The sequence below is a fragment of the Halodurantibacterium flavum genome (assembly GCF_042681825.1).
Classification (GTDB): Bacteria; Pseudomonadota; Alphaproteobacteria; order Rhodobacterales; family Rhodobacteraceae; genus Halodurantibacterium; species Halodurantibacterium flavum.
This window is the reverse complement of sequence record NZ_JBHUGH010000003.1, coordinates 300,135-315,698: the sequence shown is the minus strand read 5'-3', so window position 1 is coordinate 315,698 and position 15,564 is coordinate 300,135. Positions and strand designations below refer to the sequence as shown.

At 62.9% G+C, this 15,564-nt stretch carries 10 protein-coding genes; all 10 read left to right on the top strand.

Annotation, left to right across the window (positions count from 1 at the left end):
- Positions 1 to 210: 210 nt before the first annotated feature.
- The 10 genes from rpoB to ACFSGJ_RS05305 all read left to right on the top strand — a co-directional run bounded on the left by rpoB (position 211) and on the right by ACFSGJ_RS05305 (position 15,499).
- The gene (rpoB, locus tag ACFSGJ_RS05350) at positions 211 to 4,344 is read left to right on the top strand and encodes a DNA-directed RNA polymerase subunit beta (RefSeq protein ID WP_390259960.1); all 4,134 of its coding nucleotides are present in this window, start codon (positions 211 to 213) and stop codon (positions 4,342 to 4,344) included.
- Between the two features lie 45 nt (positions 4,345 to 4,389).
- The gene (gene rpoC / locus ACFSGJ_RS05345) at positions 4,390 to 8,592 is read left to right on the top strand and encodes a DNA-directed RNA polymerase subunit beta' (RefSeq protein WP_390259959.1); all 4,203 of its coding nucleotides are present in this window, start codon (positions 4,390 to 4,392) and stop codon (positions 8,590 to 8,592) included.
- Positions 8,593 to 9,172: 580 nt separating this feature from the next.
- Positions 9,173 to 9,544, top strand: coding sequence for a 30S ribosomal protein S12 (gene rpsL / locus ACFSGJ_RS05340; RefSeq protein ID WP_150420941.1), 372 nt, complete (start codon positions 9,173 to 9,175; stop codon positions 9,542 to 9,544).
- Between the two features lie 12 nt (positions 9,545 to 9,556).
- Entirely contained in the window at positions 9,557 to 10,027 is a 471-nt protein-coding gene (gene rpsG / locus ACFSGJ_RS05335; RefSeq protein WP_390259958.1) for a 30S ribosomal protein S7, read from the top strand.
- Positions 10,028 to 10,050: 23 nt separating this feature from the next.
- Positions 10,051 to 12,174: an elongation factor G gene (gene fusA / locus ACFSGJ_RS05330; protein ID WP_390259957.1), complete on the top strand. Its 2,124-nt coding sequence runs from the start codon at positions 10,051 to 10,053 to the stop codon at positions 12,172 to 12,174.
- Positions 12,175 to 12,214: 40 nt separating this feature from the next.
- Positions 12,215 to 13,390, top strand: coding sequence for an elongation factor Tu (gene tuf, locus ACFSGJ_RS05325; protein ID WP_390259956.1), 1,176 nt, complete (start codon positions 12,215 to 12,217; stop codon positions 13,388 to 13,390).
- A 54-nt stretch (positions 13,391 to 13,444) separates the two neighbouring features.
- Entirely contained in the window at positions 13,445 to 13,753 is a 309-nt protein-coding gene (gene rpsJ, locus ACFSGJ_RS05320; protein ID WP_071469578.1) for a 30S ribosomal protein S10, read from the top strand.
- Between the two features lie 9 nt (positions 13,754 to 13,762).
- Positions 13,763 to 14,596, top strand: a complete 834-nt coding sequence (gene rplC / locus ACFSGJ_RS05315) for a 50S ribosomal protein L3 (RefSeq protein ID WP_390259955.1) — start codon at positions 13,763 to 13,765, stop codon at positions 14,594 to 14,596.
- Positions 14,586 to 15,206 (top strand): 50S ribosomal protein L4, encoded by a 621-nt coding sequence (gene rplD, locus ACFSGJ_RS05310; RefSeq protein WP_390259954.1) that lies wholly within the window; start codon positions 14,586 to 14,588, stop codon positions 15,204 to 15,206. Before rplC ends, rplD begins: the two co-directional genes overlap by 11 nt.
- On the top strand, positions 15,203 to 15,499 hold the full coding sequence (locus ACFSGJ_RS05305) for a 50S ribosomal protein L23 (RefSeq protein WP_390259953.1): 297 nt from the start codon (positions 15,203 to 15,205) through the stop codon (positions 15,497 to 15,499). Before rplD ends, ACFSGJ_RS05305 begins: the two co-directional genes overlap by 4 nt.
- Positions 15,500 to 15,564: the final 65 nt, after the last annotated feature.

Below are 15,564 nucleotides of genomic sequence, written 5' to 3'. Positions count from 1 at the left end.
GTTTTTTCGGGCCCGGCCAAATCTGTCTGAGAGACCTGTCCTGGTGAGGGCTTCGCGCGACGGAGCCTTTACCAGGGGAAGGTCGAGGTTCGGGAGCCGCCCGGTGGGACGAGCGGCAGGAATGGAACCGAGACCCCCTGTTTCGCAAGCGGCGGCGGCCGAGGCCCGACGGCTCGCAGGCCCGCGAAAAGATGAAAGGTGACCACGAGCATGGCTCAGAGCTACGTTGGCCAGAAGCGCATCCGCCGGTATTATGGCAAAATCCGCGAAGTGCTGGAAATGCCGAACCTCATCGAGGTTCAGAAATCCTCATACGACCTGTTCCTGAAGTCGGGCGAAGCCGACAAGCCGCTGGACGGCGAAGGGATTCAGGGCGTTTTCCAGTCCGTTTTCCCGATCAAGGATTTCAACGAGACGGCGGTGCTCGAGTTCGTGAAATACGAGCTCGAAAAACCCAAATACGACGTGGATGAGTGCCAGCAGCGCGACATGACCTATGCCGCGCCGCTGAAGGTGACGCTGCGCCTGATCGTGTTCGATGTCGACGAAGTGACCGGCGCCAAGTCCGTCAAGGACATCAAGGAACAGGACGTCTATATGGGCGACATGCCCCTGATGACGTCGAACGGCACGTTCATCGTGAACGGGACCGAGCGGGTGATCGTTTCCCAGATGCACCGCAGCCCCGGCGTGTTCTTCGACCACGACAAGGGCAAGACCCATTCCTCGGGCAAGCTTCTGTTCACCTGCCGGATCATTCCCTATCGCGGTTCGTGGCTCGATTTCGAATTCGACGCCAAGGATCTCGTGTTCGCGCGCATCGACCGTCGCCGCAAGCTGCCGGTGACGACCCTGCTCTATGCCCTTGGCATGGATCAGGAGGCGATCATGGACGCCTATTACGAGACGGTGAGCTATCGTCTGGAAAAGAACCGCGGCTGGGTCACGCGCTTCTTCCCGGAGCGTGTGCGCGGCACCCGTCCGACGCATGACCTGATCGACGCCGCCACCGGCGAGGTGATCTGCAAGGCCGGCGACAAGATGACGCCGCGCATGGTCAAGAAGCTGATCGACGAAGGGCAGGTGACCGAGCTTCTGGTGCCGTTCGACCAGATCGTCGGGCGCTATGTCGCGAAGGACATCATCAACGAGGAAACCGGCGAGATCTGGGTCGAGGCGGGCGACGAGCTCACCTGGGACACCGATCGCGACGGTGAGGTGACGGGCGGCACGCTCAAGACCCTGCTCGACCAGGGCATCACCGAGCTCCCGGTGCTCGACATCGACGGCGTGCAGGTTGGCCCCTACATGCGCAATACCATGGCTGCGGACAAGAACATGAACCGGGAAACCGCGCTCATGGATATCTACCGCGTCATGCGCCCGGGTGAGCCGCCGACCGTCGATGCGGCCGGTGCGCTTTTCGACACGCTGTTCTTCGACGCCGAACGTTATGACCTTTCGGCCGTGGGCCGGGTCAAGATGAACATGCGTCTGGACCTCGATGCCCCCGATACGCAGCGGACGCTGCGCAAGGAGGACATCATCGCCTGTATCCGCGGGCTGGTGGAGCTGCGCGACGGCAAGGGCGAGATCGACGATATCGACCACCTCGGCAACCGTCGGGTGCGTTCGGTCGGCGAGTTGATGGAGAACCAGTATCGCGTCGGTCTGCTGCGGATGGAGCGTGCGATCAAGGAACGCATGTCCTCGGTCGATATCGACACGGTGATGCCGCAGGACCTGATCAACGCCAAACCGGCGGCTGCCGCGGTGCGCGAATTCTTCGGCTCCTCGCAGCTGTCGCAGTTCATGGACCAGACCAACCCGCTGTCGGAAGTGACGCACAAGCGGCGCCTTTCGGCGCTTGGCCCGGGCGGTCTGACGCGGGAGCGTGCGGGCTTTGAGGTGCGCGACGTTCACCCGACCCACTATGGCCGGATGTGCCCGATCGAGACGCCGGAAGGTCAGAACATCGGTCTGATCAACAGCCTCGCGACCTTTGCGCGGGTGAACAAGTACGGCTTCATCGAGACGCCGTATCGCAAGGTGGTCGAAGGCAAGGTGACGGACGACGTCGTCTATATCTCGGCGACCGAGGAAATGCGTCACACCGTGGCGCAGGCCAACGCGGCGCTGGACGAGGAAGGGCGGTTCGTCAACGAATTCGTCTCGACCCGGATGGCGGGCGAGTTCACGCTGAACCCGGCCGAGGCCGTGGACCTGATCGACGTCTCGCCGAAACAGCTTGTTTCGGTGGCGGCCTCGCTCATCCCGTTCCTTGAGAACGACGACGCCAACCGCGCGCTGATGGGCTCGAACATGCAGCGTCAGGCGGTCCCGCTGCTGCAATCGGATGCGCCCTTCGTGGGCACGGGGATCGAAAGCGTCGTGGCGCGTGATTCCGGTGCCGCGATCATGGCACGCCGGGCCGGCGTCATCGACCAGGTCGATGCGACCCGGATCGTCGTGCGCGCGACCGAGATGCTGGAAGCGGGTGAGCCGGGCGTGGACATCTATCGTCTGCGCAAGTTCAAGCGGTCCAACCAGTCGTCCTGCATCAACCAGCGCCCGCTGGTGAAGGTCGGCGACACGGTGAAGCGCGGCGAGGTCATCGCCGACGGTCCCTCGACCGACATGGGCGAACTGGCCCTTGGCCGAAACGTGGTCGTGGCCTTCATGCCGTGGAACGGCTACAACTACGAGGACTCGATCCTGATCTCGGAGCGCATCCTCAAGGACGACGTGTTCACCTCGATCCATATCGATGAATACGAAGTCGCGGCCCGTGACACCAAGCTCGGCCCAGAGGAAATCACGCGCGACATTCCGAACGTCGGTGAGGAAGCCCTGCGCAACCTCGACGAGGCAGGGATCGTCTATATCGGTGCCGAAGTGGTGCCGGGCGACATTCTTGTCGGCAAGATCACCCCCAAGGGCGAAAGCCCGATGACGCCGGAAGAAAAGCTTCTGCGCGCCATCTTCGGCGAAAAGGCATCGGACGTGCGGGATACCTCGCTGCGCCTGCCGCCGGGTGCCTATGGCACGATCGTCGAGGTGCGGGTGTTCAACCGTCACGGCGTCGACAAGGACGAACGTGCGCTGCAGATCGAGCGTGAAGAGGTCGAGCGCCTGTCCCGCGACCGCGATGACGAGCTGGAGATCCTGGAGCGCAACATCTACGCGCGTCTCAAGGCGCTGATCCTTGGCAAGACGGCGGTCAAGGGGCCGAAAGGCGTCAAGGCCGGGTCCGAGGTCACCGAGGAACTGCTGTCCACGCTGAGCCGCGGCCAGTGGTGGCAGCTTGCCCTGGGCGAAGAGGCCGACGCGCAGGAAGTCGAGGCGCTGCACCAGCAATTCGACATCCAGAAGCGTGCGCTTGAAGCCCGGTTCGAGGACAAGGTCGAGAAGGTTCGTCGCGGCGATGACCTGCCCCCGGGCGTGATGAAGATGGTCAAGGTCTTCGTCGCGGTGAAGCGCAAGCTTCAGGCGGGCGACAAGATGGCCGGGCGTCACGGGAACAAGGGCGTCATCTCCAAGGTCGTGCCGGTGGAGGACATGCCGTTCCTTGCCGACGGGACCCCGGTGGACATGGTTCTGAACCCGCTGGGCGTGCCGTCGCGGATGAACGTCGGGCAGATTCTTGAAACGCATATGGGCTGGGCCGCGCGCGGTTTGGGCCTTCAGATCGACGAGGCGCTGGAGGAATACCGGCGTTCGGGCGACCTGACCCCGGTGCGTGACAAGATGCGCTTTGCCTATGGCGACGAGGTCTATGACGAGGCGTTCGGCGAGATGGAGGAAACCGACCTCCTTGAGGCCGCGAATGCGGTCCGCAAGGGCGTTCCCATCGCCACGCCGGTCTTTGACGGTGCGAAAGAGGCCGATGTGAACGACGCGCTGCGTCGGGCCGGTTTCGACCAGAGCGGCCAGTCGATCGTCTTTGACGGGCGTTCGGGTGAGCAGTTCGCACGGCCGGTGACGGTCGGGGTGAAATACATGCTCAAGCTGCACCACCTTGTCGACGACAAGCTGCACGCCCGCTCGACCGGGCCCTACAGCCTTGTCACCCAGCAGCCGCTTGGCGGTAAGGCCCAGTTCGGTGGCCAGCGTCTGGGTGAGATGGAGGTCTGGGCACTCGAAGCCTATGGCGCGGCCTACACGCTGCAGGAAATGCTCACCGTCAAGTCGGACGACGTGGCGGGCCGGACAAAGGTCTACGAGTCCATCGTCAAGGGCGAGGACAACTTCGAGGCCGGTGTCCCCGAGAGCTTCAACGTGCTGGTCAAAGAGGTCCGTGGCCTGGGCCTCAACATGGAACTCCTGGATGCGGAGGATGAGTGAGGGCGGCTTCGCCCTCCTCCCACCCCCTGATGTGAAGGACGCAAGATGAACCAGGAACTTACCACCAATCCGTTCAACCCGCTGGCGCAGCCCAAGCAGTTTGACGAGATCAAGATTTCGCTGGCCTCGCCCGAACGGATCCTGTCGTGGTCCTTCGGCGAGATCAAGAAGCCGGAAACCATCAACTACCGCACGTTCAAGCCGGAACGTGACGGCCTGTTCTGCGCGCGCATTTTTGGTCCGATCAAGGATTACGAATGCCTGTGCGGCAAATACAAGCGCATGAAGTACCGCGGCGTCGTCTGCGAGAAATGCGGCGTGGAAGTGACGCTCCAGAAGGTGCGGCGCGAGCGTATGGGCCATATCGAACTGGCCGCGCCCGTTGCCCACATCTGGTTCCTGAAGTCGCTGCCGAGCCGGATCAGCCTGATGCTCGACATCACGCTGCGCGATCTGGAACGGATTCTCTACTTCGAGAACTACGTCGTGATCGAGCCGGGCCTGACGGACCTTACCTACGGTCAGCTGATGACCGAGGAAGAGTTCCTTGACGCGCAGGACCAGTACGGCGCCGACGCCTTTACCGCCAACATCGGCGCGGAAGCGATCCGCGAGATGCTGTCGGCGATCGACCTTGAGGCCGAAGCCCTGCGGCTGCGCGAAGAGCTGAAGGAAGCCACCGGCGAGTTGAAGCCCAAGAAGATCATCAAACGGCTGAAGATCGTCGAGAACTTCCTGGAATCCGGCAACCGCCCGGAATGGATGATCCTGACCGTGCTTCCGGTGATCCCGCCGGAACTGCGCCCGCTGGTCCCGCTGGACGGCGGCCGGTTCGCCACGTCGGATCTCAACGACCTCTACCGCCGGGTGATCAACCGGAACAACCGTCTGAAGCGCCTGATCGAGCTTCGGGCGCCGGACATCATCGTGCGCAACGAAAAGCGGATGCTGCAGGAAGCGGTTGACGCACTGTTCGACAACGGCCGTCGCGGCCGGGTCATCACGGGCACCAACAAGCGCCCGCTGAAGTCGCTGTCGGACATGCTGAAGGGCAAGCAGGGCCGGTTCCGCCAGAACCTTCTGGGGAAACGGGTCGACTTCTCTGGCCGTTCGGTCATCGTGACGGGTCCGGAGCTGAAGCTGCACCAGTGCGGCCTGCCCAAGAAGATGGCACTCGAGCTCTTCAAGCCGTTCATCTATTCGCGGCTTGAAGCGAAGGGCCTGTCCTCGACCGTCAAGCAGGCGAAGAAGCTGGTCGAAAAGGAACGCCCCGAGGTCTGGGATATCCTGGACGAGGTGATCCGCGAGCATCCGGTTCTGCTGAACCGCGCGCCGACGCTGCACCGTCTGGGCATCCAGGCGTTCGAGCCGGTGCTGATCGAGGGCAAGGCGATCCAGCTTCACCCGCTGGTCTGTTCGGCCTTCAACGCGGACTTCGACGGCGACCAGATGGCCGTGCACGTCCCGCTGTCGCTTGAGGCGCAGCTGGAAGCGCGCGTCCTGATGATGTCGACGAACAACGTTCTGTCGCCCGCCAACGGCGCGCCGATCATCGTTCCGTCGCAGGACATGATCCTGGGTCTCTACTACACCACGATGGAGCGGAAGGGGATGCCGGGCGAAGGCATGGCATTCGCCAATGTGGACGAAGTGGAACACGCGCTGGCCGCCGGCATCGTGCACCTGCACAGCCGGATCAAGGCGCGCGTCAAGCAGATCGACGCCGAAGGGAACGAGGTCTGGAAGCGCTACGACACCACGCCGGGCCGGGTTCGCCTGGGCGCGCTCTTGCCGCTCAACGCAAAGGCGCCCTTCGAACTGGTCAACCGTCTGCTGCGGAAGAAGGACGTCCAGAACGTTATCGACACCGTCTACCGCTACTGCGGCCAGAAGGAATCGGTGATCTTCTGCGACCAGATCATGACCATGGGCTTCCGTGAGGCGTTCAAGGCCGGGATCTCCTTCGGCAAGGACGACATGCTGATCCCCGACACCAAATGGTCGATCGTCAACGAGACGCGCGAGCAGGTGAAGGAATTCGAGCAGCAGTACATGGACGGCCTGATCACTCAGGGCGAAAAGTACAACAAGGTTGTCGACGCCTGGTCGAAATGCTCGGATGCGGTGGCGAACGCGATGATGGCCGATATCTCGGCCGTGCGTCACGACGATGCCGGCGCCGAGATGGAGCCGAACAGCGTCTACATGATGTCGCACTCCGGTGCACGGGGTTCGCCGGCACAGATGAAGCAGCTTGGCGGGATGCGCGGCCTGATGGCCAAACCGTCCGGCGAGATCATCGAGACGCCGATCATCTCGAACTTCAAGGAAGGTCTGACCGTGTTGGAGTACTTCAACTCCACCCACGGCGCGCGGAAAGGTCTGGCGGATACGGCGCTCAAGACGGCGAACTCGGGTTACCTGACCCGGCGTCTGGTCGACGTGGCGCAGGACTGCATCGTGCGGGTTCAGGACTGTGGCACCGACCGCTTCATCACCGCCTCGACCGCGGTAAATGATGGTGAAGTCGTCGCCTCTCTGGGTGAGCGCGTGCTGGGCCGTGTCGCGGCCGAGGACGTCATCCGTCCCGGCACCGATGAGGTCATGGTCAAGCGGAACGAACTGATCGACGAGCGCAAGGCCGATATCATCGAGACCTCGGGCATCGTTTCGGTCAAGATCCGCAGCCCGCTGACCTGTGAGGCCGAAGAGGGCGTCTGCGCCGCCTGTTACGGGCGTGACCTTGCACGCGGCACGCTGGTCAACATCGGTGAGGCTGTCGGCATCATCGCCGCCCAGTCGATCGGTGAGCCGGGCACGCAGCTGACGATGCGGACCTTCCACATCGGCGGCATCGCGCAGGGTGGCCAGCAGTCGTTCCTTGAGGCAAGCCAGGCGGGCACGATCGAGTTCCGCAACCCGAACATCCTTGTGAACGCCAATGGCGAGCAGATCGTGACGGGCCGGAACATGTCGATCGCGATCATCGACGAAAACGGACAGGAGCGCGCGAGCCACAAGCTCACCTATGGCGCGAAGCTGTTCGTCAAGGAAGCGGTGGCGGTCAAGCGGGGCGACAAGCTCTTTGAATGGGACCCCTATACCCTGCCGATCATCGCGGAGAAGGCCGGCGTCACGCGCTTTGTCGATCTCGTCTCGGGCCTCTCGGTCCGGGAGGACACCGACGAGGCAACGGGCATGACCCAGAAGATCGTCTCGGACTGGCGTTCGGTGCCCAAGGGCAACGAACTGAAGCCCGAGATCATCATCATGGACCCGGAAAGCGGCGAACCGGTTCGCAACGAACAGGGCGCGCCCGTGACCTATCCGATGTCGGTCGACGCGATTCTTTCGGTCGAGGACGGCCAGGAGGTCAAGGCCGGCGACGTGGTGGCACGTATCCCGCGCGAAGGCGCCAAGACCAAGGACATCACCGGGGGTCTGCCCCGCGTGGCGGAACTGTTCGAGGCCCGTCGTCCCAAGGATCACGCGATCATCGCCGAACTCGACGGCTATGTGCGCTTTGGCAAGGACTACAAGAACAAGCGCCGCATCGCCATCGAGCCCACGGTCGAAGGGATGGAGCCGGTCGAGTACATGGTGCCCAAGGGCAAGCACATTCCGGTTCAGGAAGGTGACTTCGTCCAGAAGGGCGACTACATCATGGACGGCAACCCGGCACCGCATGACATCCTGCGGATCATGGGGATCGAAGCGCTTGCCAACTACCTGATCGACGAGGTGCAGGACGTCTATCGCCTGCAGGGCGTGAAGATCAACGACAAGCACATCGAGGTGATCGTCCGCCAGATGCTCCAGAAGTGGGAGATCCTCGACAGCGGGGAAACCACGCTGCTGAAGGGCGAGCATGTCGACAAGGCCGAGTTCGACGAGATGAACGAAAAGGCCATTGCGAACGGTCTGCGTCCGGCTTCAGGCGAACCGATCCTGCTGGGTATCACCAAGGCGTCGCTGCAGACCCGCAGCTTCATCTCGGCGGCATCCTTCCAGGAGACGACGCGGGTGCTAACGGAAGCTTCGGTCCAGGGCAAGCGCGACAAGCTGGTCGGCCTGAAGGAGAACGTCATCGTCGGCCGGCTGATCCCGGCGGGGACGGGCGGTGCGACCAAGCGCATCCGCCGCATCGCGGCCGAACGCGACGATGTGGTGCTTGAAGCACGGCGTGCCGAGGCAGAGGCTGCGGCCCTTGCCGCACCGGGCGCCGAGGCGAGCGAAGCGCAGGACTGATCGCCTGCAAGAAACGACAGAGACCCCCGGCCTGACGCCGGGGGTTTTCTTTTGGGCTTGCAGCGGCCGGGCGTCCGAGAACCGGTTTGCCGCCTCGGTATTTTCCGTCCACGGGATGATACATCATGGCGATGACTGTCGGGCGCAGGGGCGGTCGGGCTTGTCACGCCGTTTTTTGGTCGCTGACGCGGGGATTCGTGGTCATTGGGGACTGGCCGGAGTGGCTGACGCTTCCTGGTGCGGCGATCGTGATGGCGACGGGGCCTTTACCTTGTATCGCGAACGTAAATTGGTCCTCCGCCGATAGCTTTGGGCCCGGCAACTGTTGACATCCCCCGCGACTCCCCATATACGGCGGCGACCTGCGGAAGGGTAACGCCGTTTCGCCGGGCTCTGAAACGAACTAGTGGTCAAGATCCGGGCCGCATTGTGCCCCGATCCTCTGAGATTCCACCGCGTCGCTCCCGCGAAGGGAACGAATGCGGTTTTGGTATTTGCGGTCATGCATGACGCAAAGATCCGAAAAACTGGCGCGCCACGGTGCGCCGAAGATGAACGGGTTGCAACACGGGGAACCGGAATGCCGACTATCCAACAGCTGATCCGCAAGCCGCGGCAGCCGAAAGTTAAACGCTCCAAGTCGCAGCACTTGGAATCCTGCCCGCAAAAACGCGGCGTCTGCACGCGCGTCTACACCACGACGCCGAAGAAGCCGAACTCGGCCATGCGGAAGGTTGCCAAGGTCCGTCTGACCAATGGCTTCGAAGTCATCAGCTATATCCCCGGCGAAAAGCACAATCTGCAGGAGCACTCTGTGGTCCTCATCCGTGGCGGCCGGGTAAAAGACCTTCCGGGTGTCCGTTACCACATCCTGCGCGGTGTGCTGGATACCCAGGGCGTCAAAGATCGTCGTCAGCGCCGCTCGAAATACGGCGCGAAGCGTCCGAAGTAAGGAGAGACGTAGATGTCCCGTCGTCACGCCGCCGAAAAGCGCGAAATTCTTCCCGACGCCAAGTATGGCGACCGGGTTCTGACGAAATTCATGAACAACCTGATGGTCGACGGCAAGAAGTCGGCCGCCGAAAGCATCGTCTACAACGCGATGGAGCGGGTCGAGAGCAAGCTGAAGCGTGCGCCGATCGAAGTGTTCCACGAGGCGCTGGACAATGTGAAGCCCTCGGTCGAGGTCCGGTCGCGTCGCGTCGGCGGTGCCACCTATCAGGTTCCGGTCGAAGTGCGCCCCGAGCGTCGTGAGGCCCTCGCGATCCGCTGGCTCATCATCGCGGCGCGCAAGCGCAACGAGAACACGATGGAAGAGCGTCTTGCGGGCGAGCTGCTCGACGCCGTGAACTCGCGCGGTTCCGCCGTGAAAAAGCGGGAAGACACCCACAAGATGGCCGACGCGAACAAGGCGTTCAGCCATTACCGCTGGTAACAATTAGCCTGAGGACCTGACCAATGGCACGCGATTATCCCCTCGAGCGCTACCGTAACTTCGGGATCATGGCTCACATCGACGCGGGTAAGACCACGACGACCGAGCGGATTCTGTTCTACACCGGCAAAAGCCACAAGATCGGCGAGGTGCATGACGGCGCCGCGACGATGGACTGGATGGAACAGGAGCAGGAGCGGGGGATCACCATCACCTCGGCTGCGACCACGACTTTCTGGCAGCGTCAGGAAGACCCGACCGCCGAAGGCACGTCGGATACGAAGTTCCGCTTCAACATCATCGACACCCCCGGCCACGTCGACTTCACGATCGAGGTGGAGCGTTCGCTTGCCGTTCTCGATGGCGCGATCTGCCTTCTCGACGCCAACGCCGGTGTCGAGCCGCAGACCGAGACCGTCTGGCGTCAGGCCGACCGCTACAAGGTTCCGCGGATCGTGTTCGTCAACAAGATGGACAAGATCGGTGCCGACTTCTTCAACTGCGTGAAGATGATCAAGGACCGCACCGGCGCGACCCCGCTGCCGATCGCCCTGCCGATCGGCGCCGAGGACAAGCTGGAAGGCATCATCGACCTGATCAAGATGGAAGAATGGACCTGGAAGGGCGAGGATCTCGGCGCTTCCTGGACCCGTCAGCCCATCCGCGACGAGCTGCAGGATCTGGCCGCCGAATGGCGTTCGAATCTGATCGAGACTGCGGTCGAGCAGGACGATGCCGCGATGGAGGCCTATCTGGAGGGCACCGAGCCCGACGAGGCCACCCTGCGCAAGCTGATCCGCAAGGGCACGCTGTCGCTGTCCTTCGTTCCGATCGCTGCCGGTTCGGCCTTCAAGAACAAGGGTGTCCAGCCGCTTCTGAACGCCGTCATCGACTATCTGCCGAGCCCGCTCGACGTGCCGGCCTACATGGGCTTTGCGCCGGGCGACGAGACCGAGACCCGCAACATCGAGCGTTCGGCCGATGACGCGCAGCCCTTCTCTGGCCTCGCGTTCAAGATCATGAACGACCCCTTCGTGGGCTCGCTCACCTTCACGCGCATCTATTCGGGCGCGATCAAGAAGGGCGACCAGATGCTCAACGCGACCAAAGGCAAGCGTGAGCGCGTCGGTCGTATGATGATGATGCACGCGATCAACCGTGAAGAGATCGAAGAGGCGTTCGCGGGCGACATCATCGCGCTGGCCGGTCTGAAAGAGACCACCACTGGTGACACGCTCTGCGATCCGGCGAAACCTGTGGTTCTCGAAACCATGACCTTCCCCGAGCCGGTGATCGAGATTGCCGTGGAGCCGAAGTCGAAAGCAGACCAGGAAAAGATGGGCCTCGCCCTTCAGCGCCTGGCAGCCGAAGACCCGTCCTTCCGCGTCGAGACCGATCTGGAATCGGGCCAGACCATCATGAAGGGCATGGGCGAGCTTCACCTCGACATTCTCGTCGACCGCATGAAGCGCGAGTTCAAGGTCGAGGCGAATATCGGTGCGCCGCAGGTGGCCTATCGCGAGACGATCAGCCGCGAAGCCGAGATCGACTACACGCACAAGAAACAGACCGGTGGTACCGGCCAGTTCGCGCGCGTGAAGATGGTCATCACCCCGACCGAGCCGGGCGAAGGCTATTCGTTCGAATCGAAGATCGTCGGCGGTGCGGTTCCGAAGGAATACATCCCGGGTGTCGAGAAGGGCATCAAGTCCGTCATGGACTCGGGTCCGCTGGCGGGCTTCCCGGTGATCGACTTCAAGGTCGCGCTGATCGACGGTGCCTTCCACGACGTCGACTCCTCGGTCCTCGCGTTCGAAATCGCGTCCCGTGCGGCGATGCGCGAAGGTCTCAAGAAGGCCGGTGCAAAGCTTCTCGAGCCGATCATGAAGGTCGAGGTCGTGACGCCCGAGGAATATACCGGTGGCATCATCGGCGACCTCACCAGCCGTCGCGGTCAGGTGACGGGGCAAGAGGCGCGCGGCAATGCCGTCGTGATCAACAGCTTCGTGCCGCTGGCCAACATGTTCGGCTACATCAACACGCTGCGGTCGATGTCGTCGGGACGTGCGAACTTCACGATGCTCTTCGACCACTATGATGCGGTTCCGCAGAACATCTCGGACGAGATTCAGAAGAAATACGCGTAAGGGCCGCGGCCCTTACGATCCAGAGTAACAGGAGGCCATCATGGCAAAGGCAAAGTTTGAACGTAACAAGCCGCACGTCAACATCGGCACGATTGGTCACGTTGACCACGGCAAGACGACGCTGACGGCTGCGATCACGAAGTATTTCGGTGAGTTCCGGGCCTACGACCAGATCGACGGCGCGCCGGAGGAGAAGGCGCGGGGGATCACGATCTCGACGGCGCATGTGGAATATGAGTCCGAGGCGCGTCACTATGCGCATGTGGACTGCCCCGGCCACGCCGACTACGTGAAGAACATGATCACGGGTGCGGCGCAGATGGACGGCGCGATCTTGGTTGTGAACGCGGCCGACGGGCCGATGCCGCAAACGCGCGAGCACATCCTGCTCGGCCGTCAGGTTGGCATTCCCTACATGGTCGTCTACCTGAACAAGGTCGACCAGGTGGACGATCCGGAGCTTCTGGAGCTGGTCGAGATGGAAGTGCGCGAGCTTCTGTCGTCCTACGACTACCCCGGCGACGACATCCCGATCATCAAGGGCTCGGCGCTGGCGGCGATGGAAGGGCGTGACCCGGAGATCGGCGAGAACTCGATTCGCGAGCTGATCGCGGCGGTGGACAGCTACATCCCGACGCCGGAGCGTGCCGTGGACATGCCGTTCCTGATGCCGATCGAAGACGTGTTCTCGATCTCGGGCCGCGGCACGGTTGTGACCGGCCGTGTGGAACGTGGCGCTGTGAACGTGGGCGACGAGCTTGAGATCGTCGGCATCCGTCCGACCAAGAAGACGGTCTGCACGGGCGTCGAGATGTTCCGCAAGCTCTTGGACCGCGGAGAGGCCGGCGACAACATCGGCGCGCTGCTGCGCGGCGTGGACCGTGACGGTGTGGAGCGCGGTCAGGTTCTGTGCAAGCCGGGTTCGGTGAAGCCGCACACGAAGTTCGAGGCCGAGGCCTACATCCTCACGAAAGAGGAAGGCGGCCGTCACACGCCGTTCTTCGCGAACTACCGGCCGCAGTTCTACTTCCGGACGACGGACGTGACCGGGACGGTGATGCTGCCCGAGGGCACCGAGATGGTGATGCCGGGCGACAACCTGAAGTTCAACGTCGAGCTGATCGCCCCGATCGCCATGGAAGAGAAGCTCCGCTTCGCCATCCGTGAAGGCGGCCGCACCGTCGGCGCCGGCGTCGTCTCGAAAATCATCGAGTAATCGGTGGGGCGGAGGGGTCCGCCCCTCCGCCACCCCCAGCCCGAGGGCAAGGACATGCAAGGTCAAAACATCCGCATCCGGCTCAAGGCCTTCGATTACCGCGTTCTGGATGCCAGCACGCAGGAAATCGTGAACACGGCCAAACGGACCGGTGCTCAGGTACGCGGGCCCATCCCGCTGCCGAACAAGATCGAGAAGTTCACGGTTCTCCGTGGTCCGCACATCGACAAGAAGTCGCGCGACCAGTGGGAGATCCGCACGCACAAGCGTCTTCTCGACATCGTCGACCCCACCCCGCAGACCGTGGACGCGCTGATGAAGCTCGACCTCGCCGCCGGTGTGGACGTCGAGATCAAAGTTTAAGGAGCCAGGATGATGCGCTCTGGAGTTATCGCAAAAAAGCTGGGGATGACCCGGCTGTTCCTGGAGGACGGGCGGCAGGTGCCGGTGACCGTTCTTCAGCTGGACAACCTGCAGGTGGTCGCGCAGCGCACCGCCGAGCGTGACGGCTATTCCGCCGTCCAGCTTGGTGCGGGCGAAGCCAAGGCCAAACGGACCACGGCGCCGATGCGCGGTCATTTCGCCAAGGCGAATGTCGCGCCGAAGCGCAAGCTGGCCGAGTTCCGGGTGAGCCCCGAGAACCTCATCAACATCGGTGAGGAGATCACGGCTGACCACTACTTCGCCGGCCAGTTCGTCGATGTGGCGGGCACCTCGATCGGTAAGGGTTTCGCCGGTGCCATGAAGCGGCACAACTTCGGCGGCCTCCGGGCGTCGCACGGTGTGTCGATCAGCCACCGTTCGCACGGCTCGACCGGTCAGTGCCAGGACCCGGGCAAGGTGTTCAAGGGCAAGAAGATGGCCGGCCACATGGGCGCTGCCCGTGTGACCACGCAGAACCTGCAGGTCGTCAAGACCGACGCAGATCGCGGCCTGATCATGATCAAGGGCGCCGTCCCGGGGTCCAAGGGTGGCTGGGTGACGATCAAGGACGCGGTCAAGAAGCCCGTTCCGGAGAACGTCATTCTTCCGGCCGCCCTGAAATCGGCCGCTGACGCTGCCCGCAAGGCTGCGGAAGAGGCTGCCGCCGCTGCCGCCGCCGAGGAAGAAGCCGCACGCGTCGCCGCGCTCGAGGCCGAACAGGCCGCGATCGAGCAGGCCGAGGCCGAGGCCGCTGCGCCTGAAGGAGGCGACAATGAAAGCTGATGTGATCAAGCTGGACGCCGGCAAGGCGGGCTCGATCGATCTTGACGATGCGATCTTTGGCCTGGAGCCGCGCGCCGACATTCTGCACCGTATGGTGCGGTGGCAGCGTGCAGCAGCCCAGCAGGGAACGCACAAGGTCAAGGGCCGGTCCGAGACCAGCTATTCGACCAAGAAGATGTATCGCCAGAAGGGCACCGGTGGCGCCCGTCACGGCGACAAGAACGCGCCGATCTTCCGTCACGGTGGTGTCTACAAGGGTCCGACCCCGCGCAGCCACGCCCATGACCTGACCAAGAAGTTCCGCAAGCTGGGTCTGAAGCACGCGCTTTCGGCCAAGGCTGCGGCCGGCAACCTGATCGTCCTGGAAGCGGCAGAGCTTGCCGAAGCCAAGACGGCCGTGCTGGCCAAGGTGGCGAAGGAGCTGGGCTGGAAGCGCGTCCTGATCATCGACGGTGCCGAGGTGAACGAGAACTTCGCCAAGGCCGCGCGGAACATCGAGGGGATCGATGTGCTGCCGTCGATGGGTGCCAACGTGTATGACATCCTCAAGCGTGACACGCTCGTGCTCACGAAGGCGGCTGTCGAAGCTCTGGAGGCTCGCCTGAAATGAGCGCGAAACCCGAACATTACGACGTGATCCGCAAGCCGATCATCACCGAAAAGGCCACCATGGCGTCCGACGCCAATGCGGTCGTCTTCGAGGTTGCGATCGACTCGAACAAGCCGCAGATCAAGGAGGCCGTCGAGGCGCTCTTTGGTGTCAAGGTGAAGGCCGTGAACACGACCATCACCAAGGGCAAGGTCAAGCGGTTCCGCGGCCGGCTCGGCACGCGGAAGGACGTCAAGAAGGCCTATGTGACGCTCGAGGACGGAAACGCTATCGACGTCTCGACGGGCCTTTGATAGAAGGCAGCGAATCTGCGGCCCCGGGCTCCGGGGCCGTTGATCATTTGGACGGGTCGCATGAC

Coding starts and splice junctions, on each gene's coding strand:
- rpoC (WP_390259959.1), top strand. CDS start 4,390: ATGAACCAGGAACTTACCACCAATCCGTTCAACCCGCTGGCGCAGCCC.
- fusA (WP_390259957.1), top strand. CDS start 10,051: ATGGCACGCGATTATCCCCTCGAGCGCTACCGTAACTTCGGGATCATG.
- rpsL (WP_150420941.1), top strand. CDS start 9,173: ATGCCGACTATCCAACAGCTGATCCGCAAGCCGCGGCAGCCGAAAGTT.
- rpsG (WP_390259958.1), top strand. CDS start 9,557: ATGTCCCGTCGTCACGCCGCCGAAAAGCGCGAAATTCTTCCCGACGCC.
- rpsJ (WP_071469578.1), top strand. CDS start 13,445: ATGCAAGGTCAAAACATCCGCATCCGGCTCAAGGCCTTCGATTACCGC.
- tuf (WP_390259956.1), top strand. CDS start 12,215: ATGGCAAAGGCAAAGTTTGAACGTAACAAGCCGCACGTCAACATCGGC.
- rplD (WP_390259954.1), top strand. CDS start 14,586: ATGAAAGCTGATGTGATCAAGCTGGACGCCGGCAAGGCGGGCTCGATC.
- rpoB (WP_390259960.1), top strand. CDS start 211: ATGGCTCAGAGCTACGTTGGCCAGAAGCGCATCCGCCGGTATTATGGC.
- rplC (WP_390259955.1), top strand. CDS start 13,763: ATGATGCGCTCTGGAGTTATCGCAAAAAAGCTGGGGATGACCCGGCTG.
- ACFSGJ_RS05305 (WP_390259953.1), top strand. CDS start 15,203: ATGAGCGCGAAACCCGAACATTACGACGTGATCCGCAAGCCGATCATC.